The sequence below is a fragment of the Streptomyces sp. Je 1-332 genome (assembly GCF_040730185.1).
GTDB lineage: Bacteria > Actinomycetota > Actinomycetes > Streptomycetales > Streptomycetaceae > Streptomyces.
Map to the genome: position 1 here is coordinate 6,480,974 of NZ_CP160402.1, position 16,420 is coordinate 6,497,393.

Annotated in this window: 19 protein-coding genes; 3 read left to right on the plus strand and 16 right to left on the minus strand. The window is 70.2% G+C overall.

Going from position 1 to position 16,420, the window contains the following annotated elements:
- Positions 1 to 45: 45 nt before the first annotated feature.
- The 3 genes from ABXJ52_RS29220 to ABXJ52_RS29230 all read left to right on the plus strand — a co-directional run bounded on the left by ABXJ52_RS29220 (position 46) and on the right by ABXJ52_RS29230 (position 2,303).
- The gene (locus ABXJ52_RS29220) at positions 46 to 1,254 is read left to right on the plus strand and encodes a S8 family serine peptidase (protein WP_367045887.1); all 1,209 of its coding nucleotides are present in this window, start codon (positions 46 to 48) and stop codon (positions 1,252 to 1,254) included.
- Between the two features lie 94 nt (positions 1,255 to 1,348).
- Entirely contained in the window at positions 1,349 to 1,912 is a 564-nt protein-coding gene (locus tag ABXJ52_RS29225; protein WP_367045889.1) for a DUF1697 domain-containing protein, read from the plus strand.
- Complete coding sequence (locus ABXJ52_RS29230; protein ID WP_367045891.1) at positions 1,905 to 2,303, plus strand: DUF4440 domain-containing protein; 399 nt, start codon at positions 1,905 to 1,907, stop codon at positions 2,301 to 2,303. Before ABXJ52_RS29225 ends, ABXJ52_RS29230 begins: the two co-directional genes overlap by 8 nt.
- Here ABXJ52_RS29230 and ABXJ52_RS29235 read toward each other — a convergent pair.
- From ABXJ52_RS29235 to ABXJ52_RS29310, 16 genes are all read right to left on the minus strand, one after another.
- Complete coding sequence (locus ABXJ52_RS29235; protein ID WP_367045893.1) at positions 2,297 to 3,058, minus strand: glucose 1-dehydrogenase; 762 nt, start codon at positions 3,056 to 3,058, stop codon at positions 2,297 to 2,299. The genes ABXJ52_RS29230 and ABXJ52_RS29235 overlap by 7 nt on opposite strands.
- A 44-nt stretch (positions 3,059 to 3,102) precedes the next feature.
- Entirely contained in the window at positions 3,103 to 3,612 is a 510-nt protein-coding gene (locus ABXJ52_RS29240) for a GNAT family N-acetyltransferase (RefSeq protein WP_367045895.1), read from the minus strand.
- Between the two features lie 46 nt (positions 3,613 to 3,658).
- A complete protein-coding gene (locus ABXJ52_RS29245) occupies positions 3,659 to 4,516 on the minus strand; it encodes a hypothetical protein (RefSeq protein WP_367045897.1) in 858 nt (285 codons plus the stop codon).
- 11 nt (positions 4,517 to 4,527) lie between these two features.
- Complete coding sequence (locus ABXJ52_RS29250; RefSeq protein WP_367045899.1) at positions 4,528 to 5,298, minus strand: sirohydrochlorin chelatase; 771 nt, start codon at positions 5,296 to 5,298, stop codon at positions 4,528 to 4,530.
- Between the two features lie 6 nt (positions 5,299 to 5,304).
- Positions 5,305 to 6,207: an ABC transporter permease gene (locus tag ABXJ52_RS29255; RefSeq protein ID WP_367045900.1), complete on the minus strand. Its 903-nt coding sequence runs from the start codon at positions 6,205 to 6,207 to the stop codon at positions 5,305 to 5,307.
- Positions 6,194 to 6,985 (minus strand): ABC transporter ATP-binding protein, encoded by a 792-nt coding sequence (locus tag ABXJ52_RS29260; protein ID WP_367045902.1) that lies wholly within the window; start codon positions 6,983 to 6,985, stop codon positions 6,194 to 6,196. Before ABXJ52_RS29260 ends, ABXJ52_RS29255 begins: the two co-directional genes overlap by 14 nt.
- Before the next feature lie 36 nt (positions 6,986 to 7,021).
- A complete protein-coding gene (locus tag ABXJ52_RS29265) occupies positions 7,022 to 8,152 on the minus strand; it encodes an aliphatic sulfonate ABC transporter substrate-binding protein (RefSeq protein ID WP_367045904.1) in 1,131 nt (376 codons plus the stop codon).
- A gap of 230 nt (positions 8,153 to 8,382) precedes the next feature.
- Positions 8,383 to 9,756: a GTP-binding protein gene (locus ABXJ52_RS29270; RefSeq protein WP_367045905.1), complete on the minus strand. Its 1,374-nt coding sequence runs from the start codon at positions 9,754 to 9,756 to the stop codon at positions 8,383 to 8,385.
- 2 nt (positions 9,757 to 9,758) lie between these two features.
- On the minus strand, positions 9,759 to 10,697 hold the full coding sequence (gene cysD, locus ABXJ52_RS29275) for a sulfate adenylyltransferase subunit CysD (RefSeq protein ID WP_367045908.1): 939 nt from the start codon (positions 10,695 to 10,697) through the stop codon (positions 9,759 to 9,761).
- Positions 10,698 to 10,788: 91 nt separating this feature from the next.
- On the minus strand, positions 10,789 to 11,370 hold the full coding sequence (gene cysC, locus ABXJ52_RS29280) for an adenylyl-sulfate kinase (protein ID WP_367045910.1): 582 nt from the start codon (positions 11,368 to 11,370) through the stop codon (positions 10,789 to 10,791).
- A complete protein-coding gene (locus ABXJ52_RS29285; protein ID WP_367045912.1) occupies positions 11,370 to 12,083 on the minus strand; it encodes a phosphoadenylyl-sulfate reductase in 714 nt (237 codons plus the stop codon). Before ABXJ52_RS29285 ends, cysC begins: the two co-directional genes overlap by 1 nt.
- Positions 12,080 to 12,259 (minus strand): hypothetical protein, encoded by a 180-nt coding sequence (locus tag ABXJ52_RS29290; protein WP_160507861.1) that lies wholly within the window; start codon positions 12,257 to 12,259, stop codon positions 12,080 to 12,082. The genes ABXJ52_RS29285 and ABXJ52_RS29290 overlap by 4 nt, the downstream gene beginning before the upstream one ends.
- Complete coding sequence (locus ABXJ52_RS29295; protein WP_367045914.1) at positions 12,256 to 13,953, minus strand: nitrite/sulfite reductase; 1,698 nt, start codon at positions 13,951 to 13,953, stop codon at positions 12,256 to 12,258. Before ABXJ52_RS29295 ends, ABXJ52_RS29290 begins: the two co-directional genes overlap by 4 nt.
- A gap of 118 nt (positions 13,954 to 14,071) precedes the next feature.
- Positions 14,072 to 14,155: a putative leader peptide gene (locus ABXJ52_RS29300; RefSeq protein WP_323178717.1), complete on the minus strand. Its 84-nt coding sequence runs from the start codon at positions 14,153 to 14,155 to the stop codon at positions 14,072 to 14,074.
- Positions 14,156 to 14,283: 128 nt separating this feature from the next.
- Positions 14,284 to 14,847, minus strand: a complete 564-nt coding sequence (locus ABXJ52_RS29305) for a GNAT family N-acetyltransferase (protein WP_367045916.1) — start codon at positions 14,845 to 14,847, stop codon at positions 14,284 to 14,286.
- Positions 14,848 to 14,899: 52 nt separating this feature from the next.
- Positions 14,900 to 16,192 (minus strand): GAF domain-containing protein, encoded by a 1,293-nt coding sequence (locus ABXJ52_RS29310; RefSeq protein WP_367045918.1) that lies wholly within the window; start codon positions 16,190 to 16,192, stop codon positions 14,900 to 14,902.
- Positions 16,193 to 16,420 lie beyond the last annotated feature (228 nt).

Below are 16,420 nucleotides of genomic sequence, written 5' to 3' on the forward strand. Positions count from 1 at the left end.
AAACCCCCCACATCCCCCCACATCACCACGAGGAGACCCCTCTTCATGGCAACTCACAAGCGTGCACGCTCGGTGAAGCTCGTCTCGGCGATAGCCGCCACGGCCACCGCAGTCGGTGTCACCGTCTTCGCCACCTCGTTCGCCGGCGCGGCGACCCCCGCCGAGGGCAAGGTGTACGGAGCCGACGCCAAGGGCGCGGTCTCGGGCAGCTACATCGTCATGCTCGACGAGAAGGCCGACAAGGGCGCCAAGTCCGACCTGGCCAAGGAGTACGGCGGCGAGCTGAAGCGGAACTACTCGTCCGCGATCAACGGCTTCTCGGCCAAGAGCCTCAGCGAGACCGAGGCCAGGCGCCTGGCGGCCGACCCGGCCGTCGGCAAGGTCGTCCAGTCGAAGAAGTTCACCATCGACGCCACGCAGGACAACCCGCCGTCGTGGGGCCTCGACCGCGTCGACCAGGCGGACACCGCGGGCGACAAGAAGTACACGTACCCGGACGCCGCCGGTGAGGGCGCCACCGCGTACGTCATCGACACCGGTGTGCGCGTCAGTCACAAGGACTTCGGCGGCCGCGCCACGTCCGGCTTCGACGCCATCGACAACGACGACAACGCGGACGACGGCAACGGCCACGGCACGCACGTCGCGGGCACCATCGCCGGTGAGGCGCACGGCGTCGCCAAGAAGGCGAAGATCGTCGCGGTCCGCGTCCTCGACGACCAGGGCTCCGGCACCACCGAGCAGGTCGTCGCGGGCATCGACTGGGTCACCAAGAACCACCAGGGCCCGTCGGTCGCCAACATGAGCCTGGGCGGCGGCGCCGACGAAGCGCTCGACGCGGCGGTCCAGAAGGCGATCGCCGCCGGCGTCACCTTCGCGGTCGCGGCCGGCAACGAGTCCTCGGACGCCGGCCAGGGCTCGCCCTCCCGCGTGAAGGAAGCCATCACGGTCGCCTCCTCCACCAAGGACGACGAGCAGTCGGACTTCTCCAACTTCGGCTCGGTCGTGGACATCTACGCCCCGGGCTCGGACATCACGTCCGCCTGGAACACGGACGACAACGCCACCAACACGATCTCCGGCACGTCGATGGCGACCCCGCACGTCGTGGGCGCCGCCGCCCTCTACGTCGCGGCCCACCCGGACGCCAAGCCGGACGCCGTCGCCAAGGCGCTGACCGACGGCGCCACGGCGGACAAGATCTCGAACCCGAGCGAGGGCACGCCCAACAAGCTGCTCAAGGTCGTCGAGTAAGCACCCTCTCGTTGCTCCCAGGAGCGACACCCACAGGACCGACGGCCGTCGCGCCCACCCCCACGGGGCGCGGCGGTCGTCCTATGGTGTGCGGATGACGGTCAAGGCATACGCGGCTCTGCTCCGCGGCATCAACGTGGGCGGCAGCAGGAAAGTGCCGATGGCTCAACTGCGCACGCTGCTCGACGGCCTCGGACTCGGCGACGTACGCACCCATCTGCAGAGCGGCAACGCGGTCTTCACCTGCGAGGCCGGCGACGAGAACACGCTGGCCGCGCTGATCGGCGCGGCCATCGAGCGGCACTTCGGGTTCACCGTGGACGTCCTGGTGCGCGACGGCGCCTACTTGAAGGGGGTCGTCGACGCCTGCCCCTTCCCCGCGGCCACGCTCGAAGGCAAGCAGCTGCATGTCACGTACCTCTCCGAGCCGGTCGACGCGTCCCGGTTCGACGCGATCGACGCGGCGGCCTTCCTGCCCGAGGAGTTCCGGCTCGGCGACCGCGCGCTCTACCTCTACGCACCGGACGGCCTCGGCCGCTCGAAGCTGGGCGCGGCCCTGGCGCGGCCCGCCCTGTTCCGGGGCGTCACCGCCACGTCCCGCAACTGGAACACCGTCACCAAGCTGGTGGAACTGACCCAGGAGCAGGACCGTGGCTGACCGCACGCCCGCCGTCGAGGCGGCCATCGAGGCCGAACTGCGCCTGCTCGCCCCCGAGGTGCGCGCGTCGCCCGAGCTGCTCGGGCAGCTGCTGCACCCGGAGTTCACCGAGTTCGGCACTTCCGGCACCCACTGGGACCGCGCGTCCATCATCAAGGCCCTGACCGAGAGCACGGACAGGGAGGGCCGCCCGATCATGACCTCCCGGATGCGTGGCGTCCAGCTCGCCGAGGACATCGTCCACCTCACCTTCGACACCGACAGCAACGGCCGTACGTCGCATCGCAGTTCGCTGTGGCGTCTTCACGAGGGCGAGTGGCTGCTCTGGTTCCACCAGGGAACGCCGTTCTGCGCGGACGGGCAGGAGCAGCGGTCCAGCCGTCGTCAGTGAGCGGTCCAGCCGCCGTCGAGGACGAGGTTCGCGCCGGTCATGTACGAGGAGCGGTCCGACGCCAGGAACAAGGCCGCCTCCGCGGCCTCCTCCGGGGTGCCGAGCCTTCCCAGCAGGGTCCGTTCCTCGAACTGCCTGCGCCGCTTGTCCGGGTCGCCCGTCGAGTCGAGGGCCGTCTGCAGCAGGTCGGTGAGGATCACGCCGGGGCTCAGGGTGTTGACCCGGATACCGTCGGCGGCATGGTCGACGGCCACCGCCCGGCTCAGCTGCAACACACCGGCCTTGGACGCCGAGTAGGCCGCGACCGCCTCCGAACCGACCAGCGCGAGCTCGGAGGCGACGTTGACGATCACGCCACCACCGGCGTCGCGCATCGCGGGCACAGCATGCTTGACGCACAGGAAGACGCCCTTGAGGTTGACGTCCATCAGCCAGTCCCACTCGCCGACCGTGGTGTCCTCCACCCGCTTGGCGAACTCCACCCCCGCGTTGTTCACCAGCGCGTCGAGCCGCCCGAACCCTTCCACGGCACGGCGCATCAGAGCGACGACGTCTTCCTCGCGGGTGACGTCGCAGCGCACCGCGAGCGCCTCCCCGCCCTCGTCCGCGATCAGCCGCACGGTCTCCGCGAGCGGCCCCTCCTTGTCCCCGGCCACCACGACCCGAGCCCCGTCCGCCGCCAGACGCCGTGCGATGGCGCGCCCCAGCCCGCTGCCCGCTCCGGACACCACCGCACACCGGCCGTCCATGGTCATGCTCCGCTCCCGTTCACTCGTCACCGTCCCATTTGAACCTGTCCTCAGCCGAGGACCGAGGTCATCAGGAGCGTGGTGCGGCCGTTGTCCTCGGGGACCGCCTTGCCCTGGGTGTAGCCGAGGCGCTTGAGGACGGTCAGGGAGGCCGTGTTCTCCGCGTCCACCGTCGCGTGCACCTCGGTCAGGGCCAGGGTCTGATGGCCGTACGTGGTGAGCAGGCGGGCCAGCTCCGTGCCGAGCCCCACGCCCCAGCTGCCGCGGAAGAGACCGTAGACGATCTCGTGACCGTCGAGCCATTTCTCGGGCGACGGCTTGATCTCCGCGTGGCCTATGTAACGCCCCTCGTGCCGCACCGCCCAGACCGGGTACTGGTTCTCGGCGTACACGAGGCCGAAGATCCGGCGGAACAGCGCGTGGGTCTGCTCCACGCTCTGCATCCCGTCCCCGAACCAGCGGCCCACGGCCTCGTCCTGGAGGAGCGAGACGAAATGTTCCTCGTCGGCGGCGACATAGGGGGACAGAATCAGGCGCTCGGAACGGAGTACGGGGGTCATCGGCGTGACGGTAGGGGCACAAGGGGTAGTTCGGCAACCGGATTGACTAATCCGCGGGCCGCGGAAGGCCGATCGGGTTGGGGAAGGGGACGACGCCCGCCGCCAGGATCTGGCGCACCGGCCGTTCCAGCGAGGCGAGCAGCGTGTCCGCGTCCCGCGCGGCCAGCGGGCGCAGCAGGCGCGCCGACAGGCGGTCCGTGGCGTCCTCGATCAACTCGCGCTCGGTGCGGCCGTGCTCGGTGATGTGACCGTCCCCGTCCACGAGGCCGCGCCCGCGCAGCCGGTCCACCGCGTGCGCCCACTCCTGCTCGTCCCACCCCCTGTCGTGGCGGATCGTGTCCTGGTCCACGCGGCCCGTGGCGGCGGCGAGCACCAGCGACTCACAGGCGTCGAGGCCGTGGTCGGCCAGTGCGGCGACATGCGCGTCGCCCCTGAACTCGCGCACGCACGTGACCAGTTGCCACAGCCGCTGCACCGGGTCGGTCCGCTCGCTCACGTCGCGGTTCGCCGCGAAGAGCGGGCGGGCCAGCGCAGGCGCGTCCTCGACCATCGCCGCGAGCGGCGGACACAGGGCGGCGGCCTGGTCGTCGATGTCCGGGACCACCGCGCGCAGGGCCCGCGCCGTGCAGGCGGCGCGCTCCTCCACGATCCGGCCCGGCGACACGTACTGCCAGGCGGACGGAAGGGCTCGCTCCACCATGCCGGGGGCGAAGACCCCGAGCGCGGCCGTCGCGGCGCCCGACTCGACCGGGCCCATGGGAGCCGTGCGGGCCGCGAAATAGCCCATCCAGAAGCCCTTGAGGCCAAGCGTCCTGCCCAGGTCGCGGCAGCGCTCCTCGAAGTAGATCACTGCGTGCAGGGGCTCGGTCCGCAGCCAGAGCGTCCGGGATCTGGAGAGCGTCATGAACCCACAAACTAGGCCAGCACGGGAACCCGCGCCACCCGCCCGACCACACCGTTCGCGGCACATGCCTCGTCGTGGCGCCGCAGGAGCAGCCGTGCCAACCCGGTTGAGGGGCCGAGGACTTGGGCCGTGACGTCCGCTTCGGCGGCGCCGCGCTCGATGCGGTCCGGCAGGAAACCCGGCGCGATGACGTAGGGAGCCACCGCCACCCTGCGCACTCCGAGAGCACGCAGCTCCCGTACGGCGTCCTCGGTACGGGGCAGAGATGCGGAGGCGAACGCAGGCCGCACGGCGCACCAACCGGTGTGCCGCCACTCCCGCGCGATTTCAGCGATCACTGCGATCGCCTCCGGGTCGGATGACCCCGCCGAGGCCAGCACGACCCCGGTCGAGGACTTGTCGGCGGGGGAGAGCCCCGCCTCGTACAGCCGCTGGTCCAGAGCGGTCAGGAGCAGGGGAGAGGGGCCGAGGACCGCCGCCTGCCGGATGCGGAGGCGGGGCGGTGCCTGGCTCAGGACCGCGGGGATGTCCGACTTCGCGTGGAACGCCCGCGTCAGGAGCAGGGGAAGCGCGATCACGTCGCGAACTCCCTCCGCGTCCAGGGATTCGAGGACCTCGGGGACCGAGGGCGAGTTGAAGTCGAGGAACCCCGTCTCCACACGCAGCCCCGGCCGCTGCTCCCGCACCCGGCGCACCAGGGCGCGCACCGTCGCGGCATGCCGCGGATCGCGGCTGCCGTGGGCGACGACGAACAGGACGGGGCGGGCGGGACGGCCGTACATGGTGGGTCAGCTCCTCACGAGGAGTCCGCGGCTGCGCAGGACGCGCCGCTCAAGCGGGCTGAAGATCAGCAGGTCGATGGCGATGCCGACGACGAGGATGAGGAGGATCGCGAAGAACACCTGAGCCATGCTGCTGTTGGTGCGGCCCGCCTCCAGGAGCTGGCCGAGCCCCATGCCCAGGTCGGGCGACTGAGCGATGATCTCCGCGGCCATCAGCGAGCGCCACGAGAACGCCCAGCCCTGCTTCAGGCCCGCGAGATACCCGGGCAGCGCGGCGGGCATGACGATGTGCCAGGTGTGACGCAGGCCGGTCGCGCCGAGCGTGCGGCCCGCCCGCAGGAACAGCGGCGGCACCTGGTCGACGCCCGCGACCAGACCGTTGGCGATCGAGGGGACCGCGCCGAGCAGGATCACCGCGAACATCATCTGGTCGTTGAGACCGAGCCAGATCACGGCGGGCGGCACCCACGCCACCGACGGCAGCGATTGCAGGCCGGAGAGAATCGGGCCGATCGCGGCCCTGATGAAGCGCACCCGGGCCACGATCAGACCCAGCGGCGTACCGATCGCGAGGGCCATCAGGAAGCCGAGCAGACCGCGCGAGACGGACGTCCAGATGTACTCCAGGAGCGTGCCCTGCAGCCAGGCGTCCTGCACCTCGTGCCAGACGTCGCCGGGCGGCGGCAGCACGTAGGTGTCGGTGACGTTCGTCCACACCAGGACCTGCCACACCACCAGGACCAGCAGCACGGCGGTCACCGGCGGCAGGACCTTCTGGACGAGCGTCTGGCGCAACGGCGTACGCCGGGTCTGGACCGCGTCCAGGGCGTCGAGGCCCGCCTCCAGGCCGGCCAGGTCCTGGCTGCTGTCCCGGTCGGCCTTGTCGACCGGGGTCTCAGTGCTGGCCATGTCGGCGGATCTCCCCACGCAGTTGTTCGGTGATCTCGACGGACAGTTCCGCCACGGCGGAGTCCTCGATGCGGCGCGGGTGGGGGATGTCGACGCGCCACTCGTGCGCCACCCGGCCGGGACGCGACGAGAGGAGCACGACGCGCTCGGCGAGGCGGACGGCCTCGCGCACGTTGTGCGTGACGAAGAGGACGGAGACGTTCGTCTCGCGCCAGATGCGGGTCAGCTCGTCGTGCAGGACGTCACGCGTGATCGCGTCGAGCGCCGCGAACGGCTCGTCCATCAGCAGGATCTTGGCGTCCTGCGCGAGCGCTCGGGCCAGCGCCACCCGCTGGCGCATGCCGCCCGACAGCTCGTGCACCCGCTTGCCGTGCGCCCCTTGCAGCCGTACGAGGCCAAGGAGCTCCTCGGCCCGCTCGCGCCGCTCGGCCTTCGCGACGCCGCGCAGCTTCAGGGCGAGCTCGATGTTCTTGCCCGCGGTCAGCCACGGGAACAGCGCGTGCTCCTGGAACATCAGGGCCGGGCGGCCGTCGGTGGCGATGTCGCCCGCCGACGGCTTGTCGAGCCCGGCCACCAGGTTGAGCAGCGTCGACTTGCCGCATCCCGAGGCTCCCAGGAGGGTGACGAACTCTCCCGGAGCGACATCGAGCGTGATGTCGTCAAGGACGAGCTGCTGCCCGGCCGGCGTGGCGAAGGACTTCGAGACATGCTCGATCCGGGCTGCGTGCGGGGCGGCCGTGATCTCGTCCGCCGCCTTGGCGAGGGTGGGTGTCGCCATGGTCGTCACCTCCTGGGAACTGGTCTGATTCCGGGGTTACTTGACGCCGAGACCGGCGTCGTCGACAGCGGACTTGCCCTCGCCCTTGAGGACCTTGTTCAACGGCCTCAGGTCGTAGATGCCCTTGAGGTTCGGCTTCTCCAGGAGGCCTGCCTTCACGGCGTGCTTCGCCTCGGAGTCGAGCGTCGCGGCCAGCGGGTCGTCGGTGGTCTGGATGGACTTCCACGCCGGGTCGATGACCTCGGCGGGCAGCTCCTTGCCGGACGCCTCCTTGAGGGCGGCGTTGGCGGACGCCTTCGCCTTCTCCGGGTTGTCCTTGATCCACTGGTTGGTCTTCACCGAACCGCGCAGGACGGCCTGGACGACCTTCGGGTGCGCCTTCAGGAACGACTGCGACACGATGATGTTCGTGATCACGAACTTCTTGTCCGGCCACAGGTCGGCCTCGTCGAGGATCGCCTTGCCGCCCTCGGCGACCAGCTTGGAGGCGGTCGGCTCCGGGACCCAGGCACCGTCGATCGAGCCGGAACGGTAGGCGTCCGGGGTGATCTTGTTGTCGGTGCGGACCACCGAGACATCGCCCTTGCCGCTCTCCGCGTCGACCTTCCAGCCCTTTTCCTTGATCCAGTTGAGGAAGGCCACGTCCTGGGTGTTGCCGAGCTGAGGCGTCGCGATCTTCTTGCCCTTGACGTCGTCCAGGGACTTGATCTTGTCCGGGTTGACCACCAGCTTCACGCCACCGGATGCCGAGCCGCCGATGATGCGCAGGTTCTTGCCCTGGGACTTGGTGTAGCCGTTGATCGCGGGCGAGGGGCCGATCCAGCCGATGTCGATCGACTTCGAGTTCAGCGCCTCGATCTCCGAAGGACCCGCGTTGAACTGCGTGTACTTCGCCTTCGTCGCGCCGAGTTCCTTCTGGAACAGGCCTTCCTGGTCACCGACGAGAGCGGTGGCGTGCGTGAGGTTCGGGAAGTACCCGATCCTCACCTCGTCGAGGCCCTCGATCTTCTTCGCGCCCGCGGCCACCTCGGCCTTGTCGTCATCGTCCTCCGCGGCGGATCCGTAACCGCAGGAGGTGATCACCACGGCGAGCAGCGGCAGGGCGGCGACGGCGACCAGGGCGCGGCGGCGGCCGGTGGTGCGTGGAGTGCGGAAGCTGGCAGGCACGGGAGGTGGTCCTCTCGTTGGCCCGGTCCCTACGCCCTCAGGGCGTGGCCGGGAGATCGGCGGGTTTTCGTCTTCGCAGGTGGAACTCGCGGGGGGTGTGGGCGCGCAAGCGGTGCGCGTACGTCACTACGCACATCGCCCGACTCCGCCCTGCCCCGCGCCGAGGGCGCCGCTGCCGACGCGGCCGCCCTCCTTCGCGAAGGTCGAGAAATAGTCGATCGTGGCCATGGTCAGAAGTCCCAGCCCTCGTCGTCCGCCGCCTTCTTGGCCTCTTCGACCGTCTCGACGGCTTCGGCGAACGCGTCGCCCGCCATGCCCGCCGCGAGCGTCGTGCCGTCGGCCGGGTCGATCAGGAGGAACGAACCGGTGCGGCGCGAGGCGGCGTACGAGTCGACGGCGATCGGCTCGGCGGTGCGGATCACGACGCGGCCGATGTCGTTGGCGACCAGCTGCCCCGGCTCCGGGTGCTGGGAGAGGTCGTCCAGGGTGAGCCGCGAGGGGATCTCCTTGACGATCGCCTTGACCGTGCGGGTGGTGTGCTTGAGCAGCACCCGCTGGCCCACGCTCAGCGCGGTGTCCGCGACGTGGCAGACCGTCGCCGTGAGGTCCTGCGAGGTGCCCGGCTGGTCACCGCTCGGCACGATCAGATCGCCGCGCGCGATGTCGATGTCGCTCTCCAGGAGCAGCGTCACGGACTGCGGCGTCCACGCGACGTCCACCGGCGTGCCGAGGAGGTCGATGCCCGCGATCTTCGACGTCTTGCCCGAGGGCAGCACTGTCACGGACTCGCCGACGCGGAAGGTGCCCGCCGCGATCTGTCCCGCGTAGCCGCGGTAGTCGGGGTGCTCGGCGGTCTGCGGGCGGATCACATACTGGACGGGCAGGCGCGCGTGGCAGGAGGTCAGGTCGTGGCTGACCGGGACCGTCTCCAGGTGTTCGAGGACGGTGGGGCCGCCGTACCAGTCCATGTTGGAGGAGGGCTCCACCACGTTGTCGCCGGCGAGTGCCGAGATGGGGATCGCGGTGATCTCCGGGACGCCCAACTCGCTGGCGTACGCGGTGAACTCCTCGGCGATCTTCGCGAAGACGGTCTCCTCGAAGTCGACGAGGTCCATCTTGTTCACGGCGAGCACCACGTGCGGGACGCGCAGGAGCGCGGCGACGGCGGCGTGGCGGCGGGTCTGCTCGATGACGCCGTTGCGGGCGTCGACCAGGACCACGGCGAGGTCGGCCGTGGAGGCACCGGTGACCATGTTCCGCGTGTACTGCACGTGCCCGGGGGTGTCGGCGAGGATGAACCGGCGCTGCGGGGTGGCGAAGTAGCGGTAGGCGACGTCGATGGTGATGCCCTGCTCGCGCTCGGCCCGCAGGCCGTCGGTGAGCAGCGCCAGGTCGGGCGCCTCGGCGCCGCGGCTGGCGGAGGCGCGCTCCACGGCTTCGAGCTGGTCGGTGAGGACCGACTTGGAGTCGTGCAGAAGACGGCCCACGAGGGTGGACTTTCCGTCGTCGACGGAGCCCGCGGTGGCGAACCGCAGCAGGGTGGTGGCCGACAGCTGCTCGGCGGAGAGCGGCTGTGCCTTGTCGGGTTCGGTGGTGCTGGTCATGTTTAGAAGTACCCCTCGCGCTTGCGGTCTTCCATCGCGGCCTCGGACATCTTGTCGTCGGCGCGGGTGGCGCCACGCTCGGTAAGACGGGACGCGGCGATCTCGGTGATGACGGCGTCCAGCGTGGTGGCGTCGGAGTCGACGGCTCCGGTGCAGGACATGTCGCCGACGGTGCGGTAGCGCACGAGCCGCTTCTCGACCGTCTCGTCGTCCTTGGGGCCGCCCCACTCGCCCGCGGTCAGCCACATGCCCGAGCGCCGGAACACGTCACGCTCGTGCGCGAAGTAGATCTGCGGCAGCTCGATGCCCTCGCGGTCGATGTACTGCCACACGTCCAGCTCGGTCCAGTTGGACAGCGGGAACACGCGGACGTGCTCGCCGGGGGCGTGGCGGCCGTTGTAGAGCTGCCACAGCTCGGGGCGCTGGCGGCGCGGGTCCCACTGCGAGAACTCGTCCCGCAGCGAGAACACCCGCTCCTTGGCGCGGGCCTTCTCCTCGTCACGGCGTCCGCCGCCGAAGACCGCGTCGAACTTCTCGCTCTGGATCTTCTCCGTGAGCGGCACGGTCTGGAGCGGGTTTCGCGTCCCGTCCGGGCGCTCGCGCAGCTTGCCCGCGTCGATGTACTCCTGCACGGAGGCGACGTGCAGCCGCAGGCCGTGCTCGGCGACGACGCGGTCGCGGTACTCGAGCACCTCGGGGAAGTTGTGCCCCGTGTCGACGTGAAGGAGCGAGAAGGGGATCGCCGCGGGGGCGAACGCCTTCAGCGCCAGGTGCAGCATGACGATCGAGTCCTTGCCGCCGGAGAAGAGGATCACCGGCCGCTCGAACTCGCCCGCCACCTCGCGGAAGATGTGCACCGCCTCGGACTCAAGGGCGTCCAGGTGCGACAGCGCGTAGGGGCTGTCCGTCTCCTCGGTCACGGTGGCCACGGTGGTCGTCATGCTGCACCCCTTTCGTTCGCTTCTCCGCCTGCGCGGCGCAGAGGTGCGGGATTCGCGGTCGTCTGCGGCTGGGCGGCCACGCATGCGTCGCTCACAGGACACCCCTTTCGATGAGCAGCGCGCGCACGGCCGCCGCGGACTCCTGCACGGTCTGGTCCTGGGACTCGATGCGCAGATCGGGTGACTCGGGTGCCTCGTAGGGGTCGTCGACCCCGGTGAGCCCGGAGATCTCACCGGCCGCCTGCTTGGCGTACAGACCCTTCACGTCACGTACGGAGCAGACCTCCACCGGCGTGGCCACATGGACCTCCAGGTAGGGCGTGCCGCCCGTCTGGTGGCGCTTGCGTACCGCGTCGCGGCTGTCCGCGAACGGCGCGATCACCGGCACCAGGACCTTCACGCCGTTACGGGCGAGCAGTTCGGCGACGAAGCCGATGCGCTGCACATTGGTGTGCCGGTCCTCGCGGCTGAAGCCGAGGCCCGACGAGAGGAACTCGCGGATCTCGTCGCCGTCGAGTACCTCGACCCGGTGGCCCTCCTCGCCGAGCCTGTCCGCGAGTTCGTACGCGATGGTGGTCTTGCCCGCGCTGGGCAGGCCGGTGAGCCAGATGGTGGCTCCGGTGGTCACGTGCTTCTCCGATTCGTTCTGCGGCTCTGTCCGCGGCTCTGGCATCAGTGGATCCCGCACTCGGTCTTGGCGTTGCCCGACCAGCGTCCCGCGCGGGCGTCCTCGCCCTCCAGGAGGCGGCGGGTGCAGGGCGCGCAGCCCACGGAGCCGTAGCCGTCCATGAGGAGGGGGTTGGTGAGGACGCCGTGCTCGGTGACGTAGGCGTCCACGTCGTCCTGCGTCCAGCGGGCGATCGGCGAGATCTTGACCTTGCGGCGCTTCTCGTCCCAGCCGACGACCGGGGTGTTCGCCCGGGTGGGGGACTCGTCGCGGCGCAGGCCCGTGGCCCACGCGGCGTACGAAGTCAGGCCCTCCTCAAGGGGCTTGACCTTCCGCATGGCGCAACACAGGTCGGGGTCACGGTCGTGCAGCTTCGCGCCGAACTCGGCGTCCTGCTCGGCCACCGTCCGCTTCGGCGTGAGCGTGATGACGTTGACGTCCATCACGGCGGCCACGGCGTCACGGGTGCCGATGGTCTCGGGGAAGTGGTAGCCGGTGTCGAGGAACACGACGTCCACACCGGGGCGGGCGCGCGAGGCGAGGTGGGCGACCACCGCGTCCTCCATGGAGGAGGTCACGCAGAAGCGGTCGCCGAAGGTCTGCGAAGCCCACTGGAGGATCTCCAGGGCGGAGGCGTCCTCCAGGTCGCGCCCGGCCTGCTCGGCGAGCGCCTTCAACTCCTCGTCGGTGCGCTGCCCCTGTTGCTGAACGGTCGTCATATCTCTTCCCCTCCACCGCTGTTGCGCTGAACTCCCTGGGCGAGCAGCCCGAGGAACTTCAACTGGAAGGCTCGATTGCACGCGGCGCATTCCCATGCGCCGTGACCGGTTTCGTTGGGACGCAGGTCCTCGTCGCCGCAGTAGGGGCAGTAGAAGGGCGCGGCGCGCTCGCTCATGACAGCGCCTCCTCGCTGGCACGGGCCACCCAGGTGGCGAAGCGCTCGTCGTCCGCGCGCTCCTCCTCGAAGCGCCTGATGACCCGCTCGACGTAGTCGGGCAGCTCGTCCGAAGTGACCTTCAGACCTCGGACCTTGCGGCCGAACCCGGCCTCCAGGCCGAGTGCGCCGCCCAGGTGCACCTGGAAGCCCTCGACCTGGTTGCCCTCGCTGTCCAGGACGAGCTGTCCCTTGAGGCCGATGTCGGCGACCTGGATGCGGGCGCAGGCGTTCGGGCAGCCGTTGATGTTGATGGTGATCGGCTGGTCGAACTCCGGGATGCGGCGCTCCAGTTCGTCGATGAGCGAGGCGCCGCGCGCCTTGGTCTCGACGATCGCCAGCTTGCAGAACTCGATGCCGGTGCAGGCCATGGTGCCGCGCCGGAAGGGGGAGGGAGTGACCCGCAGGTCAAGGGCTTCGAGGCCGGCGACGAGGGACTCGACCTGGGCCTCCTCGACATCGAGCACGATCATCTTCTGTTCGGCGGTGGTGCGCAGTCGGGCAGAGCCGTGGGCGGCGGCGACATCGGCGATCTTCGTGAGCGTCGCGCCGTCCACGCGGCCCACGCGGGGTGCGAAGCCGACGTAGAAGCGGCCGTCCTTCTGCTTGTGCACGCCGAGGTGGTCGCGCCAGGTGCCCGCGGGCTGCTCGGGCGGGGGCCCGTCGAGGAGTTCGCGCTCGAGGTACTCGTCCTGAAGGATCTGCCGGAACTTCTCGGGCCCCCAGTCGGCGACGAGGAACTTCAACCGGGCGCGGTTGCGCAGCCGCCGGTAGCCGTAGTCGCGGAAGATGCCGATGACGCCGGTCCACACCTCCGGCACCTCGTCGAGCGGCACCCAGGTGCCGAGCCGCACGCCCAGCTTGGGGTTGGTGGAGAGCCCGCCGCCGACCCAGAGGTCGAAGCCGGGCCCGTGCTCGGGGTGGTCGACGCCGACGAAGGCGACGTCATTGATCTCGTGCGCGACGTCGAGCTGCGGCGAGCCCGAGATGGCGGTCTTGAACTTGCGCGGCAGGTTCGAGAACTCGGGGTTGCCGATGAAGCGGCGCTGGATCTCGTCGATGGCGGGGGAGCCGTCGATGATCTCGTTCTCGGCGACGCCGGCGACGGGCGAGCCGAGGATGACGCGGGGCGTGTCACCGCAGGCCTCGGTGGTGGAGAGCCCCACGGCCTCGAGCCGCTCCCAGATCGCGGGGACGTCCTCGATGCGGATCCAGTGGTACTGCACGTTCTGCCGGTCGGTGAGGTCGGCGGTGCCGCGCGCGAACTCCTGCGAGATCTCGCCGATGACGCGCAGCTGCTCGGTGGTCAGCCGCCCGCCGTCGATCCGCACCCGCAGCATGAAGTACTCGTCGTCCAGCTCCTCCGGCTCCAGTACGGCGGTCTTGCCGCCGTCGATGCCCTGCCGACGCTGGGTGTAGAGCCCCCACCAGCGCATACGGCCACGGAGGTCGTTCGGGTCGATGGAGTCGAAGCCGCGCTTCGAATAGATCGTCTCAATGCGTGTCCGCACATTGAGACCGTCGTCGTCCTTCTTGAACTGTTCGTTGCCGTTGAGCGGCGTGAAGTGGCCTACGGCCCACTGGCCCTCACCACGGTGACGGCTCGCCTTGCGCCTGGGCGCGGCAGTCGTGGGCTTTTCGGGGGTGGCAGCCATGGCTATTACGTCCTTCAAGGGCGGGCTGAGGGCGGCTCTGACCTGCACACTTCGCGCAGGAGGCGCGGCGGTGCGCAGAAAGGCGGTCAGGAGGAGAGAGGCGGCGGCGCTGGTGCTGTCAGCTCGCCGGACACATGGCGCTGGACATGCGGCAGAGATCGACGTGACGCCGACTCACCAAGGCAATTCCAGTGCGATCCATGACGGAAGCGTGTCATGGGACTTTCGGCCCAGTCCACCATTATCCAAAATGTGGACCGATGGGTCTCGTCATGCGAGACAGTGTGGTCTCGGTCACTTCGTGCGGAACCCCCGAGGGGGTCGGAGGGGCTACGCGCCGGGCCAGGGGCCGGGGGTGGGAACGTCCGGCTCCTGCTCGACCTTCGTGTCGAACAGCTTGAAGCCGCGTCGCAGATAGTTGTCCATGGCGTGCTCGCCGTCCTTGGAGCAGGTGTGCAGCCACACCCGCTTGGTCGGGGTGAGCTCGGGCCACCGCTCGGCGAGGTCCCAGGCCCGCCGCACCGCGTACGAGAGCAGGTGTCCGCCGATCCGCCGGCCCCGGAAGGCGGGGATGAGGCCGAAGTACACGATCTCCACGACACCCTCGTCCCGCGCTGCCAGTTCCACGTACCCGGCGGGCGTCCCCCTCTCGTACGCCACCCAGGTCTCCACGCCCGGCTGCCCGAGTTCTTGCTGCCACTGGGCGTAGGAGAGGGAGAGGCGGTCCGTCCAGCGGATGTCGCCGCCGACGGAGGCATAGAGGAAACGGCTGAACTCGGGCGATGGGATCTCGGCCCGGACGATCCGCACGTCGTCGCCTTCGGGGGCGGCGGCGGGCAGCAGATCCGTGGGAGCGGTCTGCTCCAGGGACCAGGTGGTGACAGTGAGGCTCATGCAGGTCAGAGAATCACGGCGCCGGGGCGGCGGCCAAGGCGGGCACCGGCACTCAAGGCTCCGGCGCCCTCCGCGCCGCGCGCACCGCGGGCGCCGTCGAGTGCGGCAGCAGATTCGCCGGGTGTTCCGGCAGGATCACCATCACGTCCACATCCTCGGGGAAGCGGTAGGGGCGGTGGGCCAGGAGTCCGCCCAGGTAGCGCCGGACCCGGGAGAGCTCGGCGCGGACCGTCACCGTGCGCGCCGGATCACCGAACATGTCATCGGCCAGGCCCGAAGCGCTGCGGCCCTTGCGGTGGGTGCTCAGGAGGAACAGCAACTCCGCGTGGCGCGGGCTGAGTTCGTGCGTCCAGCCGCCGGTGCCGTCGCCCTCGACGGTGACCGACCAGCGGCGCGGCCCGCTCACGTCCAGGATCACGCGGGTCGCGGTCAGCGGCCGCGGGTCGTCCTCGACGCGCAGCAGCCAGCCGCCGGGCAGCGGCTCCACCGCGCAGGTGCCGAGCGAGGGCAGCCACATGTGGCCCGCGGCCATGGCCTTGGGCAGCGCGAGCCGGTCCGTGGGCGGCATTCCCGTGACCGCCGCCGTCCACCCGTGGGTGTCCACAGCAAGGGCGCGCCCCGCGAGGCGCGCGAGGACCGGCGCCGCCACCGAGCGGAGCCGGTCGAGCGCCGTCACATGTGTCTCCCGCAGCCGGGCCTCGGCGAGCTTGGCCACCGAGTCGACCAGGGCGAGCGTCGCCGGATGCATCGTGTTCAGCGGACCGCTGATGTCGACCACGCCGAGGAGGCGGCCGTCGCGGGGATCGGTGATGGGAGCACCCGCGCATGTCCACGCGTGGTGCGTCTCCACGAAGTGCTCGGCGGAGAACACGTGCACGGGGCGGCGCACGACGAGCGGTGTCCCGATGCCGTTCGTGCCGACGACGTTCTCCGCCCAGTCCGCGCCGAGTTCGAAGCCGAGCGAGTCCGCCTTGCGCAGCACCGCCGAGTTGCCCTCGCGCCACAGCACCCGGCCTTCCGGGTCACAGACGACCATGATGTGGTGCGCCGCGTCCGCCACCGAGACGAGCGCGTCGCGCAGCACCGGCATGATCTCCGTCAACGGCGACGCGCGCCGGCGCTCCTCGAGCTCCTCGACGCCGAGCAGCCGGGAGCGGTAGTCGTGGTCGGGATCGACCCCGTCGAGCTTCATGCGCTCCCAGGACTCCTCGATCACGGGACGCGGCAGCACGCGCGGGTGCAGCCCGGCGAGCGCCGCGTGACGTACACCCGCGAGGAGCCGTGCGGCCTGCGCACTGTCCATGGCGGAGATCCTCGCGAGGCTGATCGTCGAAGTCGCGTTCATCACCGGGTCCTTCCCGAGCAGAGCCGGCGCGTCAGGGCACTCACTCATCGTGCCCCTTCGGCGACCGCAAGGGTATTGGTTCATTGATGAACAGCTGACTTGCAACCATCTGCAACTCTCGCGAACGGCCGTGCGGCGATCGAAGCTGATGCCGACGCCGTTCGCGCGGCGTGCACGCTCCTCAACGGGGCCAAAATGCGGGGGTGGTGCCGTGTCGGCGCAGCACCA